Source organism: Sphaerimonospora cavernae (assembly GCF_042435035.1).
In the GTDB taxonomy this organism is placed as follows: Bacteria; Actinomycetota; Actinomycetes; order Streptosporangiales; family Streptosporangiaceae; genus Sphaerimonospora; species Sphaerimonospora cavernae.
In genome coordinates this window covers 179,597-185,812 of the sequence record NZ_JBHMQT010000037.1, presented here as the reverse complement: position 1 = coordinate 185,812, position 6,216 = coordinate 179,597, and the positions used below count along the sequence as shown (strand labels likewise).

Annotated in this window: 9 protein-coding genes; 8 read left to right on the top strand and 1 reads right to left on the bottom strand. The window is 66.3% G+C overall.

The window, feature by feature from the left end:
• The 3 genes from ACFHYQ_RS18020 to ACFHYQ_RS18010 form a co-directional block, all read left to right on the top strand.
• Positions 1–435, top strand: a 435-nt coding sequence (locus ACFHYQ_RS18020; RefSeq protein ID WP_394302315.1) for a hypothetical protein, incomplete at its 5' end; no start/stop codon positions are given.
• A 225-nt stretch (positions 436–660) separates the two neighbouring features.
• Entirely contained in the window at positions 661–1,542 is an 882-nt protein-coding gene (locus ACFHYQ_RS18015) for a carbohydrate-binding protein (protein ID WP_394302314.1), read from the top strand.
• A gap of 204 nt (positions 1,543–1,746) precedes the next feature.
• Entirely contained in the window at positions 1,747–2,601 is an 855-nt protein-coding gene (locus tag ACFHYQ_RS18010) for a hypothetical protein (protein WP_394302313.1), read from the top strand.
• A gap of 34 nt (positions 2,602–2,635) precedes the next feature.
• On the opposite strand, the gene ACFHYQ_RS18005 is transcribed toward ACFHYQ_RS18010, so the two are convergent.
• Positions 2,636–3,502 (bottom strand): alpha/beta fold hydrolase, encoded by an 867-nt coding sequence (locus ACFHYQ_RS18005; RefSeq protein ID WP_394302312.1) that lies wholly within the window; start codon positions 3,500–3,502, stop codon positions 2,636–2,638.
• A 98-nt stretch (positions 3,503–3,600) separates the two neighbouring features.
• Between ACFHYQ_RS18005 and ACFHYQ_RS18000 the strand changes: the two genes are divergently transcribed.
• The 5 genes from ACFHYQ_RS18000 (at position 3,601) to ACFHYQ_RS17980 (ending at position 6,208) form a co-directional block, all read left to right on the top strand.
• Positions 3,601–4,062, top strand: coding sequence for a MarR family winged helix-turn-helix transcriptional regulator (locus ACFHYQ_RS18000; protein WP_394302311.1), 462 nt, complete (start codon positions 3,601–3,603; stop codon positions 4,060–4,062).
• A 111-nt stretch (positions 4,063–4,173) separates the two neighbouring features.
• Positions 4,174–4,482 carry a type II toxin-antitoxin system Phd/YefM family antitoxin gene (locus tag ACFHYQ_RS17995; RefSeq protein WP_394302310.1) on the top strand — a complete coding sequence of 103 codons (309 nt, stop codon included), beginning with the start codon at positions 4,174–4,176 and terminating at the stop codon, positions 4,480–4,482.
• A gap of 2 nt (positions 4,483–4,484) precedes the next feature.
• On the top strand, positions 4,485–5,003 hold the full coding sequence (locus ACFHYQ_RS17990) for a type II toxin-antitoxin system RelE family toxin (protein ID WP_394302309.1): 519 nt from the start codon (positions 4,485–4,487) through the stop codon (positions 5,001–5,003).
• 228 nt (positions 5,004–5,231) lie between these two features.
• Positions 5,232–5,696: a hypothetical protein gene (locus ACFHYQ_RS17985; protein WP_394302308.1), complete on the top strand. Its 465-nt coding sequence runs from the start codon at positions 5,232–5,234 to the stop codon at positions 5,694–5,696.
• A 110-nt stretch (positions 5,697–5,806) separates the two neighbouring features.
• Positions 5,807–6,208 carry a hypothetical protein gene (locus ACFHYQ_RS17980; protein ID WP_394302307.1) on the top strand — a complete coding sequence of 134 codons (402 nt, stop codon included), beginning with the start codon at positions 5,807–5,809 and terminating at the stop codon, positions 6,206–6,208.
• Positions 6,209–6,216 lie beyond the last annotated feature (8 nt).

The following is a 6,216-nucleotide window of genomic DNA, read 5'->3' as shown; positions in this document are numbered from 1 at the left end:
TCCGAGGGCCTCTCAAAATGGTATGCGGCAGATCAACGTGTCACGGCGATAGTGCGAGAGGCACAGAACAATGACTTCCGCGTCGCCATCAGCGCCTTGACGCCGATCGAGGCTTTCGACGGCCGGGTGACGAACGAACGGTTGCGCTGGTACCTGTCCCGGTTGCGAGTCGAACCGGTGACCGAGGAGGTCTCCGCCTGCGCGATGGACCTGCTTCGTGAGAGTGGTCTCCATGGCCACAAGTACGCGATCGATGCCGTCGCGGCCGCCACGGCTCTTCGCTCCGCCCGTCCCGTCATCGTCCTCACCTCAGACGAGGACGACATGAGCAAGCTTTGCGGCAAGCCTTCGCTACAAGGTTCAGGCAAGCTGTTCGGTTCGCTTACTTTGGCCGAGGCGAACAACTCGGAGCGGTCCATAGCTTTCAGTGCATAATAAATGCCGATGCATTCCGTCGGTTTTCGCTGTTGATGATACTTTTTGTTGAGCGATATCCTCTAGTTCCAAGCCTACGGAAATCTGTAGGGCATCCGCCTATGGTCTTGGTGTCAACTCGGGTCTAGTCTGGACTTTCGAGCTCCTTTACCCCCCCATAGCCAGGAGTCGTAAGTGAATATCAGGATGAGGTCGGGTGTCGTCGCCGTACTGGCGGCGGTTGCCATGATCGCGGCTTCGCTGACGGCGACCTCTGCCGTCTCGGCAGCCCCCACAGCGCGGGCAGGTGCTGTCCAGGCGCAGGCGCTCGATCGGTACAGCAATGCCATGGCCGATGACTTTTCGGTTTCGCTCAACCCTGATTCCGCTGCCGTCACCGTCCGGACGGGCGAGGTGGTGCTCGCGCGGGTGAACACCGTGGTCACCGACGGCAGTGCCCAGCCGATCAATCTGAGCGTGCATACCCCCCCGCTGCCTGACAGCGGGCTTGCCTTCTCCTTCAACTCGCCCACGATCATGGCCGGTCAGTACTCGACGCTGGCAATCGCTCCTTCGTCGCAAATCCCGAAGGGGACCTATCAGATCACTGTTGTGGCCACTGGCGCCTCGGTGACCCGGGAGGCGACGTTCTTCCTGACCATCGACGGCCACAAGCCTCCTCCCATGCCGACCATCTTCACATCGGTGGAGCCGTCGTCGGTCACGGTCCAGGCGGGCCAGTCGACCACCGTGACTCTCAACACCGAGATCGTGTCCAGCGGTCCGGTTCCCCTGACGCTGTCGGCTATCGCGCCGTACGGGGCAACCGTGACCTTCAACCCGTCCACGGTCATGGCGGGAGAAGCGTCGACGGTGACGATCACCACGGCCGAAGACCTCGTGGCGGGATCCCACGAAATCACTCTTCTGGCGAGTGTTGAGTGGCAGATGACCAGGACGAGGCTCTCGCTGACCGTTACCAAGGCGAGCAGTTGGGCGACCTGGACCCCCTACAAGGTGGGAGACACCGTGACCTACGTCGGGCAGCGCTACCGATGCATCCAGGCGCACACGTCCTTGCCCGGCTGGGAGCCCCCCATCGTTCCCGCTCTGTGGCAGCGGATCTAAGGAACGCGGGAAGATGGCGCACCCGGATCGGACAGTTCCAGGAGCGTGATCGGATCCGTCGGGTCAATCGGCCGAAGCTCTGCCAGAAGCAGCGTCCCTAAATCCCGCGTTCGCGAACCAAGTCAGTTGAACGGTGTCTCCTGCCGAGCGTACGAGCGAAAAAGCAGAAGCGCCGACGGTCCGTGAAACGCCATCATGATGGGAATGGCGACACCGAACCTGCCGTTCCGATGGGATCTGGTCCGCCGCGACCAACTCGGCAACCTGCTGGAGGGGCGTCCCGAGCCCGCGCTGCCGTACCTGGACGCCCTGATCGAGTGCGGGGCGAAGGTGCTGGCCCGCAGCGGCGACGGCGACGTGCATTTCGTCGGGCGCTCGACCGACAGCGTCTTCGATCTGTTGTCGGGCGCGCTGTCGGCCACCTCGCGGCCCGACCGGGTGCGCCTGTTGCCGTTCTCCTACCGGCTCGAACGGCCGCTGCTCGCCCATGAGGTCCGCCAGATGCGGGCCAACCTGGACGCCATGGGCCTCAGCCCTCGACGGCTGGCCCGCCGCAGGAGGCCGTTCGTGTTGGCCGACCTCGTCCACGCCGGTTACACCTTCACCCACCTCTACGGCTTCCTCCGAGACTGGGTGGACGAAGAGCGCGAGCCCTGGGATGTCATCCGGCTCAAGCTGCGCTTCCTCGGCATCACCGCACGCGGGAAGACCAGCCCGAAGACCTGGCGTTGGTGGCAGGCCGCGGAGTGGACGACCGATCTGCCCCGCAGGAACGTCACAAATGTGTCGATCCACCCGTACGCCTGGAGCTATCTGGGAAATCACCAGCACAAGCTCACGCTGTCGTTCCGGCGCATCCGCTGGGCGGACGAGACGGTCACCGCGCCCCGGCGCGACGACAAGACGCTTGACGCTCTCGCGGAGGCCGTCGCCCTCGTCGAGCGGGGCCGTACGTCCGCCGTACGGACCAGGATTGCCCGTCAAATGGCCGAGGAGCCCTCGTTCGCCCAGCCGTGGCTGCGCTCGCTCGCCCTCGAACTACGCCACGGTACGTCCTGACGGCTTTTGCCCGACGGCGGCCTGGGGTTCGGTTTCAGGTCGCGGTCCTGTCGAGAAAATCGACGATGCGGGTGTTGATGTCGGCGGCCTCGTGCCAGGGCATCGCGTGATGGGAGAGGTCCGGTAGCACCGTGGTTTCCGCGTGCGGCAGGACGCGCATGACGGCGGATGCGATGCGAAAAGGGTCGTGCGCCCTGCCGCGTCCGGCGAGGAGCACCAGGGTCGGTGTCGTGAGTGCGCGCAGCGATCCGGGCTTGGGCCGTTTGCCGATCACGACTTTTGTGTCTGGGAACTCCGCGGCCAGGCCGTACAGCCGCAGCCAGGCGGGGTCGGCTTCAACGCCGCCGGTCTCCCACGCCAGGAAGGCTCGTGCACGCGAGCCCGTCGGCCTGATGAGGGACGGCAGCGCGCGTGCCAGGTATCCGACCCGGAAGCCGCCGCAACATTGCGTCGGGTCGAGGAGAACGAGCCGCCGGACCCGCTGGGGCGCGTGGAGGGCGTACGTCAGGGCGATCCACCCGCCGTAGGAGTGCCCGCAGACGGCGGCGCTCCCGATTCTGAGCCCGTCGAGCACCCCGTCCAGCCAGTCGAGCAGGCCGGGGACGTCGCGAGGAGGTCGTTCGCCCCGGATGCTCCGTCCCGGCTCACCGATGCGGTCCACGGCGTACACCCGATGCCGGCGGGCGAGTTCCGCGACGTTGGCGAACCACGATGCCGCGGTGGTGCCGCCGCCGTGCAGCAGGATCAGTGGCGGGGCGTCCGCGGGTCCGCACGCGTTCACCCGGGTCGTGCCGTACGCCGACGGCAGGTCGATCGGCTCGACCTTGACCGGCCAACGTTCCAGGACCGCGTCATAGGCGGCGAGGAAGGCCGCGCTCGCGGCGTGACCGTCATCGGACATACCTCACCTCGACAGGTAACTCGCCCAACAAGTATCTCGTTGAACGAGATATTGCCATAATATTGCGGTGGCCATGACGGAGGAAGGCGGCAGGCGACGTGCACGAACAGGACGCCGGGATGCGCGTGGTGCACCTGCTGCGCGCCATCACCCTGGAACTCGACCGGATCGGGGAGAAGTTCGCCGCCCGGCATGCCCTCCATCCGACCGATGTGCGCGCGCTCATCTGCCTCCTGGACGCCGCACGCACAGGCGCGCCCGCCACCCCGGGAACGCTGGGGGCGCATCTCGGCCTCAATTCCGCGGGTACGACTGCGGTGATCGACCGGCTGGAAAGACTCGGTCATGTGCGCCGGGAACGCGACACCCGAGACCGCCGGCGTGTGCTGCTGAAAGTGGATGAGAGCGCGGTCGCGCTCGGATGGGGCTTCTTCGGCCCGCTCATCCATGAGGTCGTCGCCGTCCTCGGACGGTTCGACGCCGCGGACCAGGCGACCATCGAAGCCTTCCTCGGCGACGTCCATGAGGCTGTCACCCGGCGACGAACCGGCCAGGACTGACGCACTCTTCGGCATGAATGCCGAAGATTCGGCCCGTGCCGCGGGTGCGGGTGACCTCAGTCGGTCGGCGAGGCGATAGAGTTTCTGTACAGGTTTCTATACAGTAGCTGCATGACGATGTTGCATGATGCCACTGAGTTGAGCGTCACGGAGGCGGCCCAGCGCGGAGTCGCGCGACTGGTCGCCGACGCCGAGCAGGGGAACGATCTGGTCGTGACTCGCCGGCACCGACCGGTGGCGGCGGTCGTGAGCATTCGTCGGCTGGAGGAGTTGGAGGCGGCGGCGGCCGATCTGCGGGATCTGGCGCTGGTGCTCGCACGCTCGGTCACCGATACCGGGGAGCGTGTATCGCTCAACGATGTGCTCACCGCTTTCGGACACACCCGTGAATCCCTGGCGGCGATGCCGGACGACGAGTAGCCGTGGCCGATATCGTCTTCACCGATCCGGCCGTCGATGATCTGCGGCGGATCGGCCCCGATGCCGCGCCAAAGGTGCTCAAAAAGATCCTCCTTCTGCTCGACGATCCCGAGGCGGGCTATCCCCTGGCTGGAGAGCTGACCGGATTCCGGAAGCTTGTGGTGGGGCGCAACACATGGCGGGTCGTCTACCGCATCGTTGCCGATAAGTCGATCGAGATCTGCGAGGCGTGGGCCGTTGGCGAAAAAGCCGACGCCGAGGTGTACGCCGAGGCCACGGCCAGGGTCCGTGCCGCCGGGGAGGGGCGTCCCGAAACAGTGCTGCTTGGCCAGATCATTGAACGCCTCGGTGCGATGGCCGACCACGTCCGCGTCAATCAACCGTCTCCCCGGGAACCGGTCCCGGACTGGCTCGCGGAGCGTCTGATTTATACGGTCGGCATGTCTCGCGAGGACGTCGCCGCTCTCGATTTGCAGCAGGCAGTCGATCTGTGGGCAGAGTTCCGTTCGAACCCGCGCTAGCCGAGCGGGCCGTCAGTCCATGCCGCGCCGCCCAAGGGCCCGGGGTTATCCGTCGCGAATGTGGCGATCAGTTTCGCCCCGAACCTCGGCCTGAGCGCCGTCCGCGTCGACCAGCACGTTGCGGACGTCCCGCTGAACGCGTGCCGATAGATCGCTGTGGATCCGCCGAAAGCCGCATGGAGGTCGGTATTCCCTCTCGGCGGGTACGTTCCCAGGAGGGGGAATGCCATGAAGAAGATCTTCGCAGTCGCCGTGTTCGCCACGATGACCATGCTGGGCACGACCGCCGCCGGCGCAGGCAACGTCCATTCGCACGCCGGATCGCGGGCCGGGGGGCCACCGGAACCGCAGCCGGGCGCCCAGTCGGGTGTCCAGCCGGGTGTCCAGTCGGGCACGGCGTCACAGCAGCCGGCGAAGGCGCCGCGGCAGGTGAGCGAGGACCAGTACAAGATCCTTCTCAACCAGTGCCGCTACGCGGATACGCAGGAGGCCCGCGAACAGTGCCGGGCGGACGTCGCCGAACAGTACCGCGTCGGCAAGCACGACCCCACGCTGGACTGCCGTGCCTACTCCGGCGTCACCGTCTGCGGCGAGCTGAAGCTGAGCGAACGCGAGCAGGCCTGCGTCCAGGAGTCCGTGCAGGGCGGGATGACCCATCGCCGCGCCGAGGTGGAGTGCTACGCCTTCCGCTGACTGGCGCGATGCTCGGCCGAGTCCCGTCGATCCGCCCGTGACGGGGATAAATCACGCTGAACAACCAGAATTTGGCTGATTGTGAACTTCGGATGATCTAACCTTCCGGGGTGGACGCGAACAGCAAGGGCGCCGCCGATCTCCTGAGAGCTCTGATGCGGACGGCGGCGCGGTTCAGCGACACCGGCCGGTCGCTTTCCGATGCCAACTTCCCCCACGTCCGCTGGGCGCCGATCTCAGATCTGGCGGGCCGGGCCGTACGGCTGGGCCTGGAGCTCACGCTCCCCGGACACGAGATCGTCTTCGAGATGTCGGTCGTGGTCCCGGCTGATGGGGGATTCGCGGTGCGGGGCGAGATCGTGCTGGACGGTGCGGAAGCCTGCCTTGTTCTGCCCCTGGCCGAGACCGCCGACGTGGCGGCGTGCGCGACGACGCTCGACCGCTACACGGAGGAGCTCATCGCGCCCGCACGCCGGCATGTCAACCGGCTGCTCGAGGAGTGCCCGTCCTGATCTCGCCC